24 protein-coding genes are annotated in these 17,121 nt (G+C 59.5%); 14 read left to right on the forward strand and 10 right to left on the reverse strand.

Going from position 1 to position 17,121, the window contains the following annotated elements; all coding sequences use genetic code 11:
• Positions 1 to 38 precede the first annotated feature (38 nt).
• The 7 genes from AM218_RS14655 (at position 39) to AM218_RS14685 (ending at position 4,602) form a co-directional block, all read left to right on the forward strand.
• Positions 39 to 440 (forward strand): DUF4783 domain-containing protein, encoded by a 402-nt coding sequence (locus AM218_RS14655; RefSeq protein ID WP_054414613.1) that lies wholly within the window; start codon positions 39 to 41, stop codon positions 438 to 440.
• Positions 441 to 607: 167 nt separating this feature from the next.
• Positions 608 to 1,468: a carboxylating nicotinate-nucleotide diphosphorylase gene (gene nadC / locus AM218_RS14660; protein ID WP_054414615.1), complete on the forward strand. Its 861-nt coding sequence runs from the start codon at positions 608 to 610 to the stop codon at positions 1,466 to 1,468.
• Between the two features lie 85 nt (positions 1,469 to 1,553).
• Positions 1,554 to 2,162 (forward strand): YcxB family protein, encoded by a 609-nt coding sequence (locus AM218_RS14665; protein WP_054414617.1) that lies wholly within the window; start codon positions 1,554 to 1,556, stop codon positions 2,160 to 2,162.
• Between the two features lie 53 nt (positions 2,163 to 2,215).
• Positions 2,216 to 2,560 carry a hypothetical protein gene (locus tag AM218_RS14670; RefSeq protein WP_156126190.1) on the forward strand — a complete coding sequence of 115 codons (345 nt, stop codon included), beginning with the start codon at positions 2,216 to 2,218 and terminating at the stop codon, positions 2,558 to 2,560.
• A 9-nt stretch (positions 2,561 to 2,569) separates the two neighbouring features.
• The gene (locus AM218_RS14675; protein ID WP_054414620.1) at positions 2,570 to 2,854 is read left to right on the forward strand and encodes a heavy metal-binding domain-containing protein; all 285 of its coding nucleotides are present in this window, start codon (positions 2,570 to 2,572) and stop codon (positions 2,852 to 2,854) included.
• A gap of 53 nt (positions 2,855 to 2,907) precedes the next feature.
• The gene (locus AM218_RS14680; RefSeq protein WP_054414622.1) at positions 2,908 to 3,651 is read left to right on the forward strand and encodes an SAM-dependent methyltransferase; all 744 of its coding nucleotides are present in this window, start codon (positions 2,908 to 2,910) and stop codon (positions 3,649 to 3,651) included.
• Positions 3,652 to 3,873: 222 nt separating this feature from the next.
• Positions 3,874 to 4,602: a ZIP family metal transporter gene (locus AM218_RS14685; protein WP_054414624.1), complete on the forward strand. Its 729-nt coding sequence runs from the start codon at positions 3,874 to 3,876 to the stop codon at positions 4,600 to 4,602.
• Between the two features lie 6 nt (positions 4,603 to 4,608).
• On the opposite strand, the gene AM218_RS14690 is transcribed toward AM218_RS14685, so the two are convergent.
• Positions 4,609 to 4,932, reverse strand: a complete 324-nt coding sequence (locus tag AM218_RS14690) for a chaperone modulator CbpM (RefSeq protein WP_054414626.1) — start codon at positions 4,930 to 4,932, stop codon at positions 4,609 to 4,611.
• 71 nt (positions 4,933 to 5,003) lie between these two features.
• Complete coding sequence (locus tag AM218_RS14695; RefSeq protein ID WP_410471217.1) at positions 5,004 to 5,975, reverse strand: DnaJ C-terminal domain-containing protein; 972 nt, start codon at positions 5,973 to 5,975, stop codon at positions 5,004 to 5,006.
• Between the two features lie 175 nt (positions 5,976 to 6,150).
• Here AM218_RS14695 and AM218_RS14700 point away from each other — a divergent pair, with 175 nt between their 5' ends.
• Positions 6,151 to 6,576, forward strand: coding sequence for a DUF6799 domain-containing protein (locus tag AM218_RS14700; protein WP_157547678.1), 426 nt, complete (start codon positions 6,151 to 6,153; stop codon positions 6,574 to 6,576).
• Positions 6,577 to 6,638: 62 nt separating this feature from the next.
• On the opposite strand, the gene AM218_RS14705 is transcribed toward AM218_RS14700, so the two are convergent.
• Genes AM218_RS14705 through AM218_RS14715 form a run of 3 tightly spaced genes read right to left on the reverse strand, consistent with a single transcriptional unit; the run spans position 6,639 to position 8,094 of the window.
• Complete coding sequence (locus AM218_RS14705) at positions 6,639 to 6,845, reverse strand: hypothetical protein (RefSeq protein ID WP_054414629.1); 207 nt, start codon at positions 6,843 to 6,845, stop codon at positions 6,639 to 6,641.
• Between the two features lie 24 nt (positions 6,846 to 6,869).
• The gene (locus AM218_RS14710; protein WP_054414630.1) at positions 6,870 to 7,235 is read right to left on the reverse strand and encodes a septal ring lytic transglycosylase RlpA family protein; all 366 of its coding nucleotides are present in this window, start codon (positions 7,233 to 7,235) and stop codon (positions 6,870 to 6,872) included.
• Between the two features lie 19 nt (positions 7,236 to 7,254).
• On the reverse strand, positions 7,255 to 8,094 hold the full coding sequence (locus AM218_RS14715; protein ID WP_054414632.1) for a glycoside hydrolase family 25 protein: 840 nt from the start codon (positions 8,092 to 8,094) through the stop codon (positions 7,255 to 7,257).
• A 114-nt stretch (positions 8,095 to 8,208) separates the two neighbouring features.
• On the opposite strand from AM218_RS14715, the gene AM218_RS14720 reads away from it, so the two are divergent.
• Both AM218_RS14720 and AM218_RS14725 read left to right on the forward strand, forming a co-directional pair.
• The gene (locus AM218_RS14720; protein WP_054415659.1) at positions 8,209 to 8,478 is read left to right on the forward strand and encodes a VF530 family protein; all 270 of its coding nucleotides are present in this window, start codon (positions 8,209 to 8,211) and stop codon (positions 8,476 to 8,478) included.
• Positions 8,479 to 8,508: 30 nt separating this feature from the next.
• Complete coding sequence (locus AM218_RS14725) at positions 8,509 to 8,832, forward strand: hypothetical protein (protein WP_054414634.1); 324 nt, start codon at positions 8,509 to 8,511, stop codon at positions 8,830 to 8,832.
• Positions 8,833 to 8,912: 80 nt separating this feature from the next.
• On the opposite strand, the gene AM218_RS14730 is transcribed toward AM218_RS14725, so the two are convergent.
• Positions 8,913 to 9,296, reverse strand: a complete 384-nt coding sequence (locus AM218_RS14730; protein ID WP_054414636.1) for an Hsp20/alpha crystallin family protein — start codon at positions 9,294 to 9,296, stop codon at positions 8,913 to 8,915.
• 201 nt (positions 9,297 to 9,497) lie between these two features.
• Positions 9,498 to 10,064: an Hsp20/alpha crystallin family protein gene (locus AM218_RS14735; RefSeq protein ID WP_197273980.1), complete on the reverse strand. Its 567-nt coding sequence runs from the start codon at positions 10,062 to 10,064 to the stop codon at positions 9,498 to 9,500.
• Between the two features lie 273 nt (positions 10,065 to 10,337).
• On the opposite strand from AM218_RS14735, the gene AM218_RS14740 reads away from it, so the two are divergent.
• From AM218_RS14740 to AM218_RS14755, 4 genes are all read left to right on the forward strand, one after another.
• Positions 10,338 to 10,754 carry a hypothetical protein gene (locus AM218_RS14740; protein ID WP_157547679.1) on the forward strand — a complete coding sequence of 139 codons (417 nt, stop codon included), beginning with the start codon at positions 10,338 to 10,340 and terminating at the stop codon, positions 10,752 to 10,754.
• Between the two features lie 26 nt (positions 10,755 to 10,780).
• Positions 10,781 to 12,025, forward strand: coding sequence for a TCR/Tet family MFS transporter (locus AM218_RS14745; RefSeq protein ID WP_054414648.1), 1,245 nt, complete (start codon positions 10,781 to 10,783; stop codon positions 12,023 to 12,025).
• Positions 12,026 to 12,043: 18 nt separating this feature from the next.
• Entirely contained in the window at positions 12,044 to 12,553 is a 510-nt protein-coding gene (locus AM218_RS14750) for a GNAT family N-acetyltransferase (RefSeq protein WP_054414649.1), read from the forward strand.
• 225 nt (positions 12,554 to 12,778) lie between these two features.
• Entirely contained in the window at positions 12,779 to 14,665 is a 1,887-nt protein-coding gene (locus AM218_RS14755; protein ID WP_054414650.1) for a chloride channel protein, read from the forward strand.
• On the opposite strand, the gene AM218_RS14760 is transcribed toward AM218_RS14755, so the two are convergent.
• The 3 genes from AM218_RS14760 to AM218_RS14770 are packed head-to-tail and all read right to left on the reverse strand — an operon-like array spanning position 14,662 to position 17,100.
• Complete coding sequence (locus AM218_RS14760) at positions 14,662 to 15,693, reverse strand: Gfo/Idh/MocA family protein (RefSeq protein ID WP_054414651.1); 1,032 nt, start codon at positions 15,691 to 15,693, stop codon at positions 14,662 to 14,664. The genes AM218_RS14755 and AM218_RS14760 overlap by 4 nt on opposite strands.
• Positions 15,694 to 15,729: 36 nt before the next feature.
• Positions 15,730 to 16,194, reverse strand: coding sequence for an SUKH-3 domain-containing protein (locus AM218_RS14765; RefSeq protein ID WP_082318257.1), 465 nt, complete (start codon positions 16,192 to 16,194; stop codon positions 15,730 to 15,732).
• 45 nt (positions 16,195 to 16,239) lie between these two features.
• Positions 16,240 to 17,100, reverse strand: a complete 861-nt coding sequence (locus AM218_RS14770; RefSeq protein WP_054414655.1) for a pirin family protein — start codon at positions 17,098 to 17,100, stop codon at positions 16,240 to 16,242.
• Positions 17,101 to 17,121: the final 21 nt, after the last annotated feature.

The following is a 17,121-nucleotide window of genomic DNA, read 5'->3' on the forward strand; positions in this document are numbered from 1 at the left end:
ATAGTTTTGGTGAATGGCCGGGTATTCTAATATTACTTATGAAAACTTCCTTTTTCCGTGTTGTAGTTCTGGTTGGGTTGTGGCTGCTGACGACAGTAGGTGCCTACGCTCAGGGCGAAGCTTTCGGGGCTGTGAAGGGTGCCGTCCGCGGTGGCTCTTCCCACGGCGTGGCGCAGTACTTCGGCTCGGCCGTGGAGCTGGGCTTTGATGGCGACAAGCAGAGCTATAGTGCTACCCAGGCCGAGTTTGTCCTGAAGGACTTCTTTGCCAAGAACGCACCCACCAGCTTCGAGTTTATTCACCAGGGTTCTTCAAACGAAGGCATTCAGTATGCCATCGGCAAGTACGTGGGCAAAAGCGGCTCCTATCGGGTGTTCATTAAAATGAAGCCCGCCCAGGGTAAGCTGCTCATCGATACCATTGACTTCACCAAAGAATAAAGACCTGTTTAGGGTACAGGAAGTAAAAAGCAGGCGAACCGGGCCGGCAGCCAGCTGCCAAGAAGCGGCCCCTATTCCGGATCAGCCACTGCTTTAACTTCTTACCTATATTGTCCTCCTGAAAAAAGGCCCCGGCGTATGTCGGGGCCTTTTTCTATTTTTGCACCGTGCAAAACGCCCCGTACCTCACCCCGAACGCTCTTTCTGAATTCATCCGAACTGCCCTGGCCGAAGACGTCGGCGACGGCGACCATTCCTCTCTGGCTTCTATTCCGGCCTCAGCCCACAACCGGGCGCGGCTGCTGGTAAAAGGTGAGGGGGTTTTGGCAGGCGTGGAGCTGGCCGAGCTCATCTTTAAGCAGGTAGATCCGGCTCTGACGGTGGAAGTGCTGCTGGCCGATGGCACCCGCGTGCGGCACGGCGACGTGGCTTTCACGGTAGAAGGGCCCGCCCGCAGTATTCTGACTGCCGAGCGGCTGGTACTCAACTGCATGCAGCGCATGAGTGGCATTGCCACCTACACGGCCCATCTGATGGAGCTGCTGGCCGGCACCCAGGCCCGCCTGCTCGATACGCGCAAAACCACGCCCAACTTCCGCCTCTGCGAGAAATGGGCCGTGCTCATTGGCGGCGGCACCAACCACCGCTACGGGCTGTTTGATATGATTATGCTGAAGGATAATCATGTGGATTACGCGGGCGGCATCCGGCAGGCTATTGAGGCCACCCACGCTTACCTGCGCCAGCTGGGCCGCACCTTGCCCATTGAAATTGAAACCCGCACGCTGGCCGAGGTGCAGCAGGTGCTGGACACGGGCGGCGTAGACCGCATCATGCTGGATAATATGGCGCCCGCCCAGCTGCAGGAAGCCGTGGCCCTGATTGCCGGGCGCTTCCCCACGGAAGCCTCCGGGGGCATTACCGAGGAAACCATTGGAGAAGTTGGCGGCACCGGCGTCGATTTTATCTCGGTAGGCGCCCTCACGCACTCGGCCGGCAGCCTGGATATGAGTTTGAAAGCTTTTTAATGCGTGACTAGCTGAACGGTGCCGGTTGCCAGGTTTTTCTGGTACATAACCTGCCCCTAACAACTGGCCACCAACAAATAATACCATGCAACAACCCAATCAACGCGGATTCCGCCAGGCCCAGGGGGCTTCCCCGCTGGCTATCCGCACCAAAAAAAGCCAGCTCGACTCGAATACCTACGTCCGCATGGCCCTCACCGAAGTCTGGAAAAAGGAGTGGTGGTACGCCCTCATTCCGCTGGTTATCGTGCTGCTGCCCGCCATTTTTGTGTTTTCGTGGTGGTGGGTAGTGGCCGCTGTGCTGGTTACGGTGCTGTTCGTGGTGCTGCGTTCGGCACAGGTGCAGGCCCTGGCCCAAATGGAGCAAACCAAAGCCCTGTTTGAGCGGGTGAACTACGAAATAGACCAGCGCCAGATCCTGATGCGCCTGAACGACAAGCAGGGCATGAACATTCCGTGGGAAATGATAGAAAAAGTACGGCAGCAGGATGGTGCCTACCAGCTCTACCTGAAAGCCCCCGCTAATGCTGAAATGCCTACCGGGTGGAAAGGCTGGGTAGCCCGCACGTTCACGGTACCCATGTTCCTGTACCTGCCCACGCGTATCTTCAACTCGCCCAACGACCTGAAGCTGTTTGAATCGCTGCTGCGCCGCAAGAGCCTGCTGGCCGCCGAGGCGAAGCCAGCAGCTTAACCGGAGTGGCGGCTGCCTCGTACCTTTGTTTACGTCTTTTGCTGAATATCTATATGAACTCCAAACAACTGCTCTCCTGCCTGGCCGCTGGCCTGATGCTGGCCTCCTGCAGCGCCGAACCTTCTGACTGGCGCCCCGAAAAGAAAGTATCCCTGGACATGGTGGCTCCCGGCACCCGCTCGTCGCAGTACTTTGATCAGCACACTGCCGAAGCGCCAAGCCAGCACAAAGGCGCCGCTATTGAGGAGCCCATCAGCTCCGGCGTAGATCTGGAGCGCCACGGCAAAGAACCCGCTGAGCATACTATTTCAGCCGATGCTGAGAAGGTAGAGCTGACCAAGCGGGAAAAGGATGCGCCCAAGCCGGCAAAAGCCAGCGATTCGCCCATCGGAGAGTAAGTCCCATCCATGTTGAAGTCAATCAAAGCAACCGCGGCTGGCCTCGTGCTGGTCGCGGTTAGCGCTTTAGCCTCCTGCCAGAGCGAGCCGGCTACCACCACGCCCGCCACGGCTGCTGCGCCTTCTACCGCGCCTGCCACGGCTCCGGTAGCCAGGGTAGCGGCCTACGTGTGCCCCATGAACTGCGAAGGCAGCGCCAGCGACAAGCCCGGCAAATGCCCCGTGTGCGGCATGGACCTGGAGCCTAACCCTGCTGCTGCTCAGTCGGCTGCGGCCGGCCCCGACTCGCTGTAATAATAAAACGGCTATGCCGGCCGCGCCTATTTTATTGGTTTATTTTCTCCCGCATGGCGCAGTCGTTTGATCCGGAATGGTTCAGCACGTGGTTTGATTCTCCCTACTATCACCTGCTGTACCGCGACCGGGACCAGCAGGAAGCGGAGCATTTTATCGACTGGCTGCTGGCCCACCTGCAGCCCAAACCCACGCACCACCTGCTGGATCTGGGGTGCGGCAAGGGGCGCCATGCTATTTACCTCAGCCAGCACGGCTACGATGTAACCGGGGTCGACCTGTCGCCCCAGAGCATTGCCTATGCCCGGCAGTTTGCGCACGAACACCTGCACTTCTACGTGCACGACATGCGCGACCCGCTGCCCTACGGCCCGTTCGACTTCATTTTTAACCTCTTTACCAGTTTCGGCTACTTTCAGAACGAAACTGAGAATGTGGTGGCCCTGCGCTCGGCGGTGCAGGCCCTGAAGCCGGGCGGTAAGCTGGTTATTGATTTCATGAACACCGAGCGCACCGTGCGCGAGCTGGTCAGCCACGAGGAAAAAACGGTAGACGGCATCACCTTCCACCTCACCCGCCACCTCGATGCCGACTTCATTGTAAAGGATATTCGCTTTGCGGATGAGCACGGGCGGCTTCACCATCATCAGGAGCGGGTGCGGGCCCTGCGGCGGGCGCAGTTTGAGGAGTACTTCTCCATGACGGACCTACGTCTGGCCGAAGTGCTGGGAGACTATCACCTGGCGCCCTACAACGAACAGACCAGCCCCCGAATGATCTTCGTGCTCAAGAAATAAGGAGGAAATTGTAAAGTGGTGAGATGATGAAAAAAAGAGCTGTCATCCTGAGGCGGTAGCCGAAGGACCTTATGCCGGTTGAACGAGTCATTGTTACGATGGCCGTTCCAGCATGATAAGGTCCTTCGGCTACCGCCTCAGGATGACAGAACGAAAAAACGCACTACTTCCCTAGCTCACCACTTCACTATTTCACCAACCCACTACTTCACCATTTTACCTATGTGGTTAGCCATTGCCGTGTTATTCGGATCGGTGCTCGGGGCTGGCTGGCTCACCCGCCTGATTCCAACGGCGCATACCACCTGGCTGAAGCCGCTGCTGGCTTTCAGTGGGGCGTATCTGTTCACGCTTACCGTTACGCACCTGCTGCCGGAGGCCCTGCAGCTTTCCCCCAATTCGCACCGGGTAGGCTACTTTGTGCTGGCCGGTTTCTTTGGGCAGTTGCTGCTGGAGGTGTTCTCGCAGGGCGTGGAGCACGGGCATATTCACCATCATACCGGCCATGGCGGGCGGGTGCCCTTTCTCCTGCTGTTTGCCCTGGTGCTGCACTCTTTTATGGAAGGCAGTATTCTGGTGCGCACCCCGGAGGCCGGCGACATTGCCCGGAACTTTTATACCGTGGTAGCGGGCGTGGCGCTGCACCATATTCCGGCGGCCATTGCCCTGATGGCGGCGCTCATGCTTCGCTTAGGAAGCTTTACGAAGGCCCTGCCTTATCTGCTGCTCTTCGCGCTGGCCTCCCCGGCCGGTGTGTTGGTGAGCAACTACGTAGCGCTGGATGCCCTGCTGCATAACGGCTGGTACGCGGCGCTGCTGGGCCTGGTGGCCGGCAATTTTCTGCACGTATCCACCACAATTCTCTTTGAAACCAGCCCCGAGCATCGCCTGAATATGCCCAAGCTGACGGCCACCGTGCTGGGCGCCGGGCTGGCGCTGCTGGTCAGCTAGTCTATTTTATTCTATATCGAAGGTGGGGGCGGAGCCACCCAATAGGCGCTCCAACTGGGCGGCGCGGGCCTGCTGGCGCTGTAGCTCGGCCTGCAGGCTGAGCAGCCGCTGACGCATGGCCAGTACAATATCCACGCCTTCGGGGCTCAGGCCCAGGTCGTGCTGCAGGCGGGCCAGGCGGGCCAGATGGTCAGGCTCAGCCAGAATGGCATCGGGCGCTTCGGCGCGCTGCACCAGGCCAAACTCCGTGAACTCCCGCAGGTCAGTTTCGCTCAGCCCATAAACGGCCGCGCACTCCCGGTAGGTAATGGTGATGATGTGCGTTTCCATACTCTTCAATTGTCAGTTTCCGATGAATGGCAGCCAGTTGCCTGGCAAAGCGCCCTGTTAACGGGCCACCTCTATTCCTTGCGCAGCTCCGCCAGCTGTTGAAACAGTTCCTTTTCCTTATCGCTCAGGTGCTTGGGCAGCGTTAAGGTAAGGCGCAGGTACAAGTCGCCGAACTGACCGGCTTGCCGGTAAACCGGGAACCCCTTGCCGCGCAGCCGCAGCCGCGTGCCGTTCTGGGTTTCGGGCTTGATGTTGATTTTCACTGGCCCGGAGAGGGTTTCCACCACCTGCTCGCCACCCAGCAGCGCTTTGTAAATGCTGACGGGAACCTCCATGGTCAGGTCGTGGCCGGTGCGGGTGTAGCGTGGGTCGAGCTTGATGCGGAAGGTAATGTAGAGCGAGCCATTGGGGCCGCCGTGGCGCCCGGGGCCGCCCTGGTCGCGCAGCCGGATGGTCTGGCCGTCTTCCACGCCGGGTTGAATGGTGATGCGTAGGTTTTTGCCGTTGACAGTGAGCGTACGCGGCCCGCCCCGGTAGGCTTCTTCCAGCGTGAGTTCCAGCTCGGCCTGGTAATCCTGGCCGGCGCCGGCGCGGGCACCTCCGCTGCGGCCGCCTCCGCCACCCATGCCGCCAAAAATGGAGCTGAAGAAATCGGAGAAATCCGCGTCGCCAAAGGGGTTTTCGCCCCCGCTGAAGCCGCCGTAGCCCCCCGCACCGGGCTGCCCCCCATACTGGGACCAGTCAAATCCGGCGCTGCCCCGGCCGGCGCCCCCGGTCTGCTGATAGCGCTGCCAGTCGGCCCCTAGCTGGTCGTATTTTTTGCGCTTCTCCTCGTCGCTGAGCACCTCATTGGCCTCATTCACTTCCTTGAACTTGCGCTCGGACTCCGGGTCGTTCGGGTTCACATCGGGGTGATACTTGCGGGCCAGCTTGCGGTATTGCTTCCGGATCTGGTCTTTGGTAGCCGACTTATCGAGCTCGAGAATCTTGTAGTAGTCTTTGTAATCCACGGGGTGCAACGCTGGGCGTGAGAAAGCGGACAAAAGGTAGCACTAGGGCCGCTACCCTGCTTGAGGGTACGCAAAACAATAGCGGGTGGCCGGGGTCAAAAACGAATCTGCCAAAAGAGAAGTTGTGAAGGCGGGGCTGCCAGTACTTTCTGGCCTGTAATTTGTACTTTGTAGACCCATTCCCCACCCTTTGTTTATTCTTTTTTCTATGAAGCGCTTTACTTATCTCACGTTAGCTCTGGCTCTATTTGGCCTCACGGCTCAGGCTCAAAGCAAAAAGCTACCCCCGCGCCGCCCGGTGGCGCCCAAGTCCCGCACGGCACCCACCTCTGTTTCTCTGAAAGAGGGCTATACGATAAAAGATGGTAAGTTTCTGGTAACCCGCAGCGGCCACACCGACCCCGTTCTGCAGGACGAAACCCTGCTGAACGGCACCCGGGTGAAAGCCGACGGCACCGTAGTACTGCGCGACAGCACCACCGTGCAAATGAAGGAAGGCGACTTTATGTCCCTCACCGGCCGTGTAACCACCAAGGAAATGCGGATGGAGCAGGATAGCCTCTCCAAGGCCGCATTTCAGGACACGCAGAAATCCAAGATGAAGCTGAAGACCAAAAAAGGGCGTCGCAGCTAATCAGCAGTTCCTTTCTTTACCTGATTTTATAAGGGGCAATCCGGCGCTGGCGGGGTTGCCCCTTACCTGTTGGGGCCGGTTTGGGTGTAGTCCTGCAGAATGGCCAGGGCCTCGGCATCATCCGGGGCTTCCACTACTTCATCTATCACAAACTGCACTTCGGCTTCGGTCCAGGTCTGGGCCTCGGCCGCTTTTACAAAGGCACCCAGCGCGGTATAGCGGCTGGTATAGTTGGCTATGGGCCACTGCACTTTCTTTTTAATGCGCATAAGAGGAAGTTGCTATAGAAGTTGTTACCGGGCTTTTTTCACCACTTTCAGCTGTACCGGCGCTACCCCGGCTTTATCTACCCCAATCTTGTGGGCTGCCTTGCGGGAAAGATCAATGATGCGGCCTTTCACATGCGGGCCCCGGTCGGTGATGGTGACTTTCACGGAGCGGTGATTCCGCGGGTTGGTTACGCGCACCACCGTGCCAAAGGGCAGGGTATTGTGCGCGGCCGTGCGCTGCCCCGGCCGATAGATTGAGCCGCTGGCCGTTTTGCGGCCGTTGAATTTATCGGCGTAGTAAGAGGCCTGGCCGGTTTGGGTAAAGGCTTTGCCGCCGGCGCAGCCCGTCAGGAAAGCCACGGCCAGCAGAAGAAAAGAAAGGAAGCGCATTCCGGAAAAATAGCAAAAACTAACGGGGAAGGGGTGCGGCTGCGGGGCGTGAACCCGCCAGACGCAGGGCCAGCAGATTGTTGTAGTTGCCCTGCAGCACATTAAAGTCCACGGTACCCCGGATGCCGGGCACGTAGGATTCGTCGCTGTGCTGCCAGATAATCCACTTCTCCCGGGCCAGGGCCGGCTGAGCCACCTCATAGTGCGCCAGCCACAGCGGGTACTTGTCAAAATGCCCGGCCAGATAGCGGCGGTAGAAGCTGTAGTTGGAATACAGGATGGGGCGGGCACCGTAGTGGCGCTCTACCAGCCGCAGCCAGGTGGCAATGTTGCGGCGCATTACGGCTACATCATGAAAATCAGGGGCTTCTACGTCCAGCACCGGGGGCAGGTCGCCGGGCTGCAGGGGTACCGTGCGCACAAACAGGTTGGCCTGCTGGGCGCCATCGTAGTTGGGCTGGAAGTAGTGGTAGGCCCCGCGGAATACCCCGGCCTTGCGGGCCTCGCGCCAGTTGCGCGGGAAGCGCGGGTCGCGCAGGGTTACGCCCTCCGTTGCTTTAATAAAGGCAAACCGGACGTTGTTGGCGGCCACGCGGGGCCAGTCGATGTGACCCTGATACGCCGATACATCAATGCCGTGCACGGAGTAGCCATCCAGCAGGGGTGTGCGCTCTGAGCCCGTCAGGTGCGGATGAACCAGCGTAGCATAAAGGCGGCGCGCATAGCGGTTTACCTGGCGGCGGTACTGGCTATAAATTCCGCCGGCCAGCACCAGCAGGAGCAGCCCTACCAACCACCAGCGGCGGGCAGGGCCGGCACGGTGGCGGGCAACGGGAGTACGGCGGCGGGAACGACTCATAGGCGGGGCATGGCAAAAGTAACGCACGCCGGCCGGTTCTGGTACCTGCGGCCCGGTCCCTGCCTGCCGGAAAGCCGCCAGAGTTTTTGCAACTTCGCCGCAAAGTATGCTTGTATGTCTGTTTCTGATGACGCCCGGGACGAGTCCGGGCACCTGATCCGCGAGCTGCACGGCGTAAAGCTGGCGCAGATAATGGAGTACCTGGTGGCCCACTATGGCTGGCCGGAGCTGGATAGCCGCATCCGGGTAAACTGCTTTGCCGTGAACCCCAGCATTAAATCCAGCCTTACCTTTCTGCGGCGCACCCCCTGGGCCCGCGCTAAGGTAGAGGAGCTTTACATTCAGGCCCGTACGGCCGAGGTGCTGGGAAAACCAAAGCCTTAAGCCAAATTTCAGCCCTAACCCGGAACAACTATGGCCGATGCCTCCCAGAAATCCAGCCCGCAGGCCTTACTCCTCGGGGCCGGCTTGTTTGTGGTGTTTGAGCTGGTGGCTTTCTACCTGCTCCAGCTGCTTACCTCCGGGCTGGGCATGAGCAACCAGTTGCAGCCGGAGAATACCATTGTCAGCAACTGGGTGAAAACGGTGGTGTTTCTGCTGCTGCACCTCACGCTGGTGGTAGTGGCGGTGCTGGTGCTCAGCAACTGGCTGCCGCGCCGGTACCGCGGGCAGCTGATGGGCTGGTTTTACCTTTCCCTGCTGATGGGCTTTGTGCTGCTGTGGCCGCTGTTCAGCTAGCGCCGGCAACCACTGTTCCGCATAAAAAAGAGCCACTGCCGGGGGCAGTGGCTCCGTAAAACCAAAGGGGAAGAAGAAAATTAGCGCTGCCGAATGTCGATTTCGCGGGGCTTGCCAGTGACATCCTTGTAGGGAATGCGCACCTGCAGCTCGTTGTTCTCGTGCACGGCATCAATGCGGGTCAGGTCCAGCGTATCGGGCAGCTCCAGGGACTGGGCAAACAGCGGAGCGCTGAGCTTGTCTTCCGGCTGATGCCGGAAGTCGCAAAATACCGTGAGGCGGTTGTGGTGCAGCACCACGTGGAAGTTTTCGGGCTGCACGGAAGGCGCCGCAACGTGAATAACGACGCCCTTCTCGCGCTTATCTACCCGCAACGTGCCCTGTGCCGTGCCACCACCCAAGGTGTTGAGCAAATCCAGCTGGGGGGCCAGGTTGTGAATAAATTCTTTGCTGATGAGCTTCATGAGGAAATTAGTAAGGTTACTGCAGGTTATTCAAACCCCGTACCAATCTGTAACCCGCTATAAATAAGCCATAATGGCGCAGTGAAAGAGCGCCAGGAGCCTGCATTCGGCCATATTGTCTGCAAATGAGCCACAAAAAAGCAGGCATTCCGCGCCCGGAATGCCTGCTTTTTTGGTTGGTTTATGGTATGGCTACTCTACTTAAGAGCCAACGCCGGAGCCTTGTCTGGAGGTGCCGGGCGCATTTTGCTGGCTGCCGCCGCGCTGGCCCGTAGAAGCTTCCTGCACGGGCACTTCCGTGGCATTGCGGCCCACCCGCTCCGACATTTTTCCGCTGGTGCTGCCTTTGCCAACATTGCCGTCGCCTCCGCCTGCCTGGCCGCCCTGCTTACCCCGCACCTCAATCTGGTGGCGCATGGTTTTCTGGGTGTCTTTGGGAACATGCACGTGCAAAACCCCATCTTCAAAGGTGGCCTCTATCTTATTGGCGTCCACCGTGTCGGGCATATCGAAGGCGCGGTAGAAGGAGCCGTAGGAGTTTTCCACCAGATGGTACTGCCGCTCATTCCGCTCGTTGTGGAACTGCCGCTCGCCGGAAATAGCCAGGCGGCCCTGCTGAAAATCCACCTTTATTTCGTCGCGCTTCAGGCCGGGCAGGGACGCTTCTATTTCGAAACCCTGCTCGGTTTCAAATGCATCAACCTGAGGCGAAAAACTGGCTACTCTGCCCTGCGAGGCCAATGAGTCATTGAAGAAGCGGTCTAGCATGGAGGAGAAGCTGGAGGGCGCTCCGGGAAAGGAGCTCTGATACTTTTGAATAGCCATGGCGTAGAGTGGTTAAAACGGGTGAAATGATTAGATATATAACTAATTAAATATACGCTATAATTATATGCCTTTGTTCCAACAATGGCTATATAACTTTGTCCTTTGCAAGCTTTCCGCATCTCATCAACTTTACATAATGACTGGGCCATATAGCTCAGGCAATAGGAATTCCCTGCTCCGCCTTCCTACCTTTAGCATCCTATTCTCTATCCTATGCACGTTTCCGACTTTCTCCACGTGGTTTATCGTGCCGACCTGGATATTCTCTTTGGCCGATGGATGCGGTTAGTCTCCGGAGCGGAAATGTATGCGGGCTATGCTTATCTGCTGGACCAGGCCGCTGAGCATAAGTGCCGGCACTGGCTGCTGGATGCCCGGCGCCGCATCAATACCGATAAAGAAGGCGCGCAATGGATGGTAACTACCTTTCTGCCCGGCGCCGTAGCGCGCCTGGGTGGTAGCCTGCAGCTGGCGTATCTGCTGGGGCCGGTGATGCTGCGCAATCAGGAGGCCGATGCCGCCTTTCCGCCGGCTTCCTTTTTTGTGGGCAAAGCCTTTGGTGCTGAACGCTTTATTGAGGAAGGTGAGGCCATTGCCTGGCTGCAAGGCCAGAGTGTTTCCATGGTCTGAGTATCCGTAGTATCTATTCTACTCCCATGTCTGCTAAACGCAACGCAGCCTTAGGCTTCATTTTCGTCACCATTCTGGTAGATGTCATCGGGCTGGGCATCATAATTCCCGTCATGCCCCGGCTGATTGAGCAGCTCACGGGCGGCGGGTTGAGCGAGGCTTCGCAGTACGGCGGCTGGCTCACGTTTTCCTACGCCATCATGCAGTTTGTGTGCTCCCCCGTGCTGGGCGGGCTTAGTGACCGGTTTGGCCGGCGCCCCATCCTGCTGTTCTCGCTCCTGGGCCTGGGTATCGACTACATATTTCTGGCGCTGGCCCCTACTATCGGGTGGCTGTTTGTGGGGCGCCTGATTGCCGGCGTAGCCGGGGCCAGCTTCACTACCGCCACCGCTTACATTGCCGATATCAGCACCCCGGAAAAGCGGGCGCAGAATTTTGGAATGGTGGGCGCGGCCTTTGGGCTGGGTTTCATCATTGGGCCCACACTGGGCGGTATTTTCAGCCATTGGGGCCCCCGGGTGCCGTTTATGGTGGCGGCCGGTCTGAGCCTGGTTAACTTTCTGTATGGCTATCTGGTGCTGCCGGAGTCGCTGGATCTGAAGCACCGCCGCCGCTTTAACTGGCGCCGGGCCAACCCCGTAGGCTCCCTGCTGCAGCTGCGCCGCTACCCGGTGGTGGCCGGCCTCATCGTATCCCTGGTGCTGGTGTACATTGCCTCCCACGCCGTGCAGTCTACCTGGACATATTATACCATGCTGAAATTCAGCTGGACGGAGCGCTGGGTGGGGTATTCCCTGGGCTTTGTGGGGTTGCTCACAGCTATTGTGCAGGGCGGGCTCATCCGCTTTATTATTGCCCGGCTGGGCCAGCGCAATACCGTATATGCCGGCCTGCTGTTGTATAGCTTTGGCCTGCTGCTGTTTGCGTTTGCCGGCCAGAGCTGGCAGATGTTCGCCTTTCTGGTGCCCTACTGCCTGGGCGGTATTACGGGGCCGGCGCTGCAGGGCATTATTTCCGGGCAGGTGCCGCCCAATGAGCAGGGCGAGCTGCAAGGCGCCCTCACCAGCCTGGTGAGCCTGACCACCATTCTGGGGCCGCCGCTCATGACCAACTTGTTTGCCTATTTCACCAGCCCCGGGGCGCCGGTGCACTTTGCGGGTGCGCCCTTTCTGATGGGCTCTGTGCTGGCGCTGGCCAGTCTGCTGTTCACCCTCCGCTCCCTGGCGCACTACCGGCATCCGGCCCCCGTAGCGCAGCAAACCTCCGCCTAGTACCGGCAGCCTATTCCTATGCTCCATATCCGCCTGGCTACCCCCGCCGATTTACCGGCTATTCTGCGCATTGTGCGGGCAGTGGTGCCGCTGATGCACGCGGCCGGCAATTTTCAGTGGGAAGCCACGTATCCCAATGAGCAGGTGTTTCAGGAGGATATAGCAAAAGCCTGGCTGTGGGTAGCTGAGCTGGACGGGCAGGTGGCCGGCGTAGCGGCCCTCACCACGGCCCAGGACCCGGAATACGCCCAGGCCGACTGGGACGCCACCGAGCCCGCCGTGGTTACGCACCGCCTGGCCGTGGACCCCGCCGCGCAGGGAAAAGGAATAGCGGCGGCCTTACTAACCCAGGCTGAGGAGCAGGGCCGGCAATGGGGCCTGCGCGTAGCCCGCGTTGATACCAACTCTGAAAACCGCGCCACGAAGGCCCTGTTCCCTAAGCTGGGTTACCGCTTTGCGGGCGAAATCACGCTGGCCTTCCGGCCGGGGCTGCGTTTTTTTTGCTATGAAAAGCAGCTGGGTTTTTAGTAAGTCAATATTCTAAGGTTTAGGAATTTATAGATTTATAGCTCTGGCAATGCCGGCGTGTAAAGGCGGCGGCGAGGCCGCTTTTTACCCCCTGTCCCGGAAAGCGGCTTTACTTTTGTGGCGTCGCGCTCGTACCCTCTCTAAGCGCTTCTTTGGCTTCCGGATCAGGAGAAAAACCAATTAGGGGTGCAACGTGTCTATTAATAGTACCAAACCCATTGCTTGATGAAGAATACGGCTCCCCACACCGGCATCCCTGTTTCTACCTCGCTCGACCTGGCCCTGGCCTCGGAAAACATGCAGACCCAGCGCCTGCAAAATACCCGACGAACGATTTGGATTGCAGTGCTGGCCGTGGGTATTGCTGTGGTCATCAGCGCGGTAGCGCGCCTGCTTGTGTACCTCATTAACCTGGTAACGAACCTGTCTTTTTTCGGGGAGCTGTCGGTGCGGTACCACAGCCCGGCTGAAAACCAGCTGGGGTTATTTGTGATAATTCTGCCGGCCCTGGGTGGCCTTATTGTGGGCCTCATGGCGCTGTATGGCTCCAAGGCCATTCGGGGCCACGGTATTCCAGAGGCCATGGAGCAGATTCTGACCAATAAAAGCCGCATCAAGCCTTCCATCATGCTGCTGAAGCCCCTTTCGGCGGCCATTTCTATTGGCACCGGCGGGCCGTTCGGGGCCGAGGGGCCTATTATTGCTACGGGCGGCGCCTTTGGCTCTACGGTGGGCCAGCTGCTGAAAATCACCCACGCTGAGCGCAAGGTGCTGCTGGCGGCGGGCGCCACGGCCGGCATGACGGCCATCTTCGGCACGCCGGTAGCAGCCATTTTCCTGGCTATTGAGCTCCTGTTGTTCGAGTTTTCGCCGCGCTCCATTATTCCTGTGGCGCTGGCCTGCATTACCGGGGCCGCGGGTCACCACCTGTTGTTCGAATCAGGCCCTACGTTCCCCATGCCGCTGGTAGCCGCCCCCGGCAACGAGGCCCTGGCCGTTTATAGCGTGATGGGGCTGCTGATTGGCGTCATTTCAGTGCTGGTAACCAAGCTGGTGTACTGGATTGAGGATATGTTTGAGAAGCTGCCCATTCACTGGATGTGGTGGCCGGCGTTGGGCGGGCTGGCCGTGGGCTTGGTGGGCTACTTTGCCCCGCGCACGCTGGGCGTGGGCTATGAGAATATCACCGACCTGCTGTCGGGCAAGCTGCCCCTGCAGGTTATCCTGTCTTTGTGCCTGCTGAAGTTTACATCTTGGGCTGTTTCCCTGGGAAGTGGCACCTCCGGCGGCACGCTGGCTCCGCTGCTCACCATTGGCGGGGCTACCGGCGCGCTGCTGGGGCTGGGCGCGCAGCAGCTGTTCCCCGAGGCGGGTGTTGTGCTGCCGCTGGCGGCTTTGGTAGGCATGGCCGCTATGTTTGCCGGCGCCTCCCGGGCCCTGCTGACGTCCATCATCTTTGCTGTCGAATTCACGGGACAGTCCAATCCGCTACTGCCCCTATTGGGGGCCTGCGTGGGGTCGTACCTGGTTTCTACCCTGCTGATGGACAATACCATCATGACGGAGAAAATTGCCCGCCGCGGTGTAAAAACCCCCGATTCCTACGAGCCCGATGCCCTGGAGAAAATCCGGGTGGAGCAGGTGTTGCGCGAAGGCGGCCTCACGGTAAGCGCCGAAAACTCCCTGCAGGAAGTGCGCGAGTGGCTGGGCCGCAAACCCGATAACCGCGCCAACTACTTTGTTATCGTGGACAATACGGGGGTGTTTGAGGGCATTGTGAGCGTGGCGGAGCTGTACGGCCCGTACCCTGATTTGGCGGCCCCCATCCGCAGCATCGTTTCGGCCCAGCTGCCCTCGGTGCAGGCCACCGATACCCTGCGCGCGGCGGTAAGCACTATGGCCCGGGCCGGGGTAGATGTGCTGCCGGTGGTATCACCGGACAATCCGCGCCTGGTCACGGGGGTGCTGTCGTACCACGATATCATCCGCTCGTACCGGTTCCGGCTGGAGGAAGAGGAAGGCTCACAAACGGATATTTCCCTGCGCCGCCATGGTATCCGGATTATGCTGCGCGGCAATAAGCTGCTGCGCGGCAACCGCATCCGCAGCTAGCCGACGGCAGTTGGCGGCTGCTCCAGCAGGGCCAGCTGGGCCACCATATCGGCTTCCGTAATGGGGTAGGGCTGCTGGTGCCGAATGGTCTGCCGGACGGCTTCAAACAAACCCATATAGTGGCCGCGCGGCGCCGGTAAAGCCCGGGGCGAAAGCGCGCCATCGGGCCCTACCAGCGTGAGCCGCCCGGTTGCCTCTTCGGGCTCCAGGCCGTACTCATCCGCTCCCGGCGACAGACCCTGCAGCAGCTGTGCTTCCTGCACATCGGCGCGGGGCTTGCTGAAGCTGCCCGCCGTGCCATGCAGCACAAAGGCCGGGCCGGGGTCGGCTACCAGCAGGCTGCTGGTGACCGTAACGTGCAGCCCGGTGGCGTACCGGAGGTGGAAGGTGAAGTAGTCATCTACCCGGGAGCCGGGGCGGTAGCTTCCCAGGGCTTTGTAGCTGTGCTGAGGTGGGCCAAACAGGCTGATAACCTGGTCCAGCAGGTGCGGGCCCAGGTCGTAGAGCAGGCCGCTGCCGGGAATAGGCTCTTCCTTGAAGGTTTTTTTGTTGAGCGCGAGCTTGTAGCGGTCGAAGCGGAAATGAGCTTCCATGAGCTGGCCCAGCTGCCCGCTGGCTACCACTTGCCTTACCAATTGAAAGTCACTGTCCCAGCGCCGGTTCTGGTAGGGGAGCAAGTCGCGGTTTACGCGGCGGCTCAGGTGGTACAGCTCCTGTATTTCCGCCACCGTAGTGGCCACGGGCTTTTCCAGGAGCACATGCTTACCGGCCTGCAGCGCCTGCCGGGCAAACTCCACGTGGGTATTGTTGGGAGTATTTACCACCACCAACTCTACGGCTTCATCGGCCAGTAAGGCATCTACGCTGGGGTAGCTGCGCACGGCCGGGTAGTGCAGGTGGGTCTGCCGCTGGTGCCGCTCCGTAATGGCCGCCAGCGTAAAGCCGGGGTGGGCCTCCAGAAAAGGCGCGTGAAATACCCGCCCCGACATTCCGTAAGCAAGCAGACCAGTTTGAATAGGGGTGGGCATAAGGCACAAGCATATAAGCCGCCGGGCAGAACCGGCTTAGGGTATCTCCCGAAACGGCAAATCCAGGCAAATGGCTTCAATGGCCGTTTCCCCGTTCCCGGCAATAGCATACAGGCATTCCTCGTAGCCGCCGTATACCTGGCCGGTGGCGCTCATCAGCAGCAACAGATTCTCCGTGTAGGCCTGGCCAATGATGTACAGGGCCAGCTCGCCGGCCCGGAAAGCATAGTCGGCCAGAGGGTAGCCGGTGGCATTCTGGTGGGCGCGCACCACATCAAAGTGGAGGTAGGCAATACTATCGTCGCGGCGGATGAAGTAGAGCATGAGGCCGCCAAACTCGCTTAAAAATGCCAGCACTGCCGGGGGCCAGCCCGCCACGGTAGACGCGGGCACCTGGCAGTGGCTAAGCTCCACCGTACGGTTTGCGTGCCAGCCTGCCTCTACCAGCAGATGGTGCACCTCAGCAGAGAATATGAACGAACGACTAGTAGAATTACTCATAAGCTGAGTAAGGTAAAGAAGTTCAATCAGGGAAACTAATGCGTTTTAACCCTGCCAGGTGCCAAATTTTCCCGACTGATAGTCGTGGTAGGCCTGGCGGATTTCGGCTTCCGTATTCATCACGAAAGGACCGTATGCTACAATGGGCTCGCCAAAAGGCCGGGCGTGGCCCAGCAGGATTTTGGCATCGGTCAGGGCTTCTACCCGGAGCTCGTCGCCTTGGTGGGTAAACTCTACCAGCTGGCGGGCTTCAGTCTCCTGCCCGTTCACGCGCAGCTTTCCCTGAATGGTATAGAAGAAGATGCTGCGCTCGGCGGCAATGCCCAGCTCCAGGGTGCTACCGGCCTGCAGGTCAATGGTGGCCAGCTGCACATCGGCCAGCGGCTGAATGGCCCCGGCCGTGCCCGCCCAGGTGCCCGATACGGCATGAATCAGAATTCGTCCCTCATCCAGCGCCACCGTCGGAATTTCATCCTTCTGCAGCCCGATGTAGCGCGGTTCCACCATCTTGTCTTTAGCGGGCAGGTTCACCCATAGCTGCAGAATCTCCAGGTCGCCGCCGGCGGCTTTAAACTGCTCGGAGGACACCTCGGAGTGAATGAGGCCGCGCCCGGCCGTCATCCACTGAATGCCGCCGGCTTCAATCACGCTTTCGTGCCCGCTGCTGTCTTTGTGCAGAATGTCGCCGGCCACAATAAACGTAACCGTCTCAAAGCCCCGGTGCGGGTGTGGGCCAAACGGCAGCCCCTGGTTTTTAGGCCGATACACCTGCGGACCGTGGTGATTCAGAAACAGAAACGGGTCGATGTGCTCCACGGCCTGCGTGGGCAGGGCGCGGTAGGTAACCAGGTCAGCAATAGGGGCGCTAACGGCGCGGTGCTGCTGTTTTATTTGGCGAAGCGACATAGAAATCAGGCAGAGAATAGA

It is taken from the genome of Hymenobacter sp. DG25A, from assembly GCF_001280305.1.
GTDB lineage: Bacteria > Bacteroidota > Bacteroidia > Cytophagales > Hymenobacteraceae > Hymenobacter.

What these genes read in the sequence shown, in the direction of transcription:
- AM218_RS14705 (WP_054414629.1), bottom strand. Translation starts at nt 6,845, where the DNA reads ATGCGCATTAAAAAGAAAGTGCAGTGGCCCATAGCCAACTATACCAGC.
- AM218_RS14670 (WP_156126190.1), top strand. Translation starts at nt 2,216, where the DNA reads ATGAACTCCAAACAACTGCTCTCCTGCCTGGCCGCTGGCCTGATGCTG.
- AM218_RS14685 (WP_054414624.1), top strand. Translation starts at nt 3,874, where the DNA reads ATGTGGTTAGCCATTGCCGTGTTATTCGGATCGGTGCTCGGGGCTGGC.
- AM218_RS14735 (WP_197273980.1), bottom strand. Translation starts at nt 10,064, where the DNA reads ATGCTAGACCGCTTCTTCAATGACTCATTGGCCTCGCAGGGCAGAGTA.
- AM218_RS14740 (WP_157547679.1), top strand. Translation starts at nt 10,338, where the DNA reads ATGCACGTTTCCGACTTTCTCCACGTGGTTTATCGTGCCGACCTGGAT.
- AM218_RS14745 (WP_054414648.1), top strand. Translation starts at nt 10,781, where the DNA reads ATGTCTGCTAAACGCAACGCAGCCTTAGGCTTCATTTTCGTCACCATT.
- AM218_RS14755 (WP_054414650.1), top strand. Translation starts at nt 12,779, where the DNA reads ATGAAGAATACGGCTCCCCACACCGGCATCCCTGTTTCTACCTCGCTC.
- AM218_RS14720 (WP_054415659.1), top strand. Translation starts at nt 8,209, where the DNA reads ATGTCTGTTTCTGATGACGCCCGGGACGAGTCCGGGCACCTGATCCGC.
- AM218_RS14655 (WP_054414613.1), top strand. Translation starts at nt 39, where the DNA reads ATGAAAACTTCCTTTTTCCGTGTTGTAGTTCTGGTTGGGTTGTGGCTG.
- AM218_RS14730 (WP_054414636.1), bottom strand. Translation starts at nt 9,296, where the DNA reads ATGAAGCTCATCAGCAAAGAATTTATTCACAACCTGGCCCCCCAGCTG.
- AM218_RS14665 (WP_054414617.1), top strand. Translation starts at nt 1,554, where the DNA reads ATGCAACAACCCAATCAACGCGGATTCCGCCAGGCCCAGGGGGCTTCC.
- AM218_RS14750 (WP_054414649.1), top strand. Translation starts at nt 12,044, where the DNA reads ATGCTCCATATCCGCCTGGCTACCCCCGCCGATTTACCGGCTATTCTG.
- AM218_RS14760 (WP_054414651.1), bottom strand. Translation starts at nt 15,693, where the DNA reads ATGCCCACCCCTATTCAAACTGGTCTGCTTGCTTACGGAATGTCGGGG.
- AM218_RS14710 (WP_054414630.1), bottom strand. Translation starts at nt 7,235, where the DNA reads ATGCGCTTCCTTTCTTTTCTTCTGCTGGCCGTGGCTTTCCTGACGGGC.
- AM218_RS14770 (WP_054414655.1), bottom strand. Translation starts at nt 17,100, where the DNA reads ATGTCGCTTCGCCAAATAAAACAGCAGCACCGCGCCGTTAGCGCCCCT.
- AM218_RS14690 (WP_054414626.1), bottom strand. Translation starts at nt 4,932, where the DNA reads ATGGAAACGCACATCATCACCATTACCTACCGGGAGTGCGCGGCCGTT.
- AM218_RS14765 (WP_082318257.1), bottom strand. Translation starts at nt 16,194, where the DNA reads ATGAGTAATTCTACTAGTCGTTCGTTCATATTCTCTGCTGAGGTGCAC.
- AM218_RS14725 (WP_054414634.1), top strand. Translation starts at nt 8,509, where the DNA reads ATGGCCGATGCCTCCCAGAAATCCAGCCCGCAGGCCTTACTCCTCGGG.
- AM218_RS14675 (WP_054414620.1), top strand. Translation starts at nt 2,570, where the DNA reads ATGTTGAAGTCAATCAAAGCAACCGCGGCTGGCCTCGTGCTGGTCGCG.
- AM218_RS14715 (WP_054414632.1), bottom strand. Translation starts at nt 8,094, where the DNA reads ATGAGTCGTTCCCGCCGCCGTACTCCCGTTGCCCGCCACCGTGCCGGC.
- AM218_RS14680 (WP_054414622.1), top strand. Translation starts at nt 2,908, where the DNA reads ATGGCGCAGTCGTTTGATCCGGAATGGTTCAGCACGTGGTTTGATTCT.
- AM218_RS14700 (WP_157547678.1), top strand. Translation starts at nt 6,151, where the DNA reads ATGAAGCGCTTTACTTATCTCACGTTAGCTCTGGCTCTATTTGGCCTC.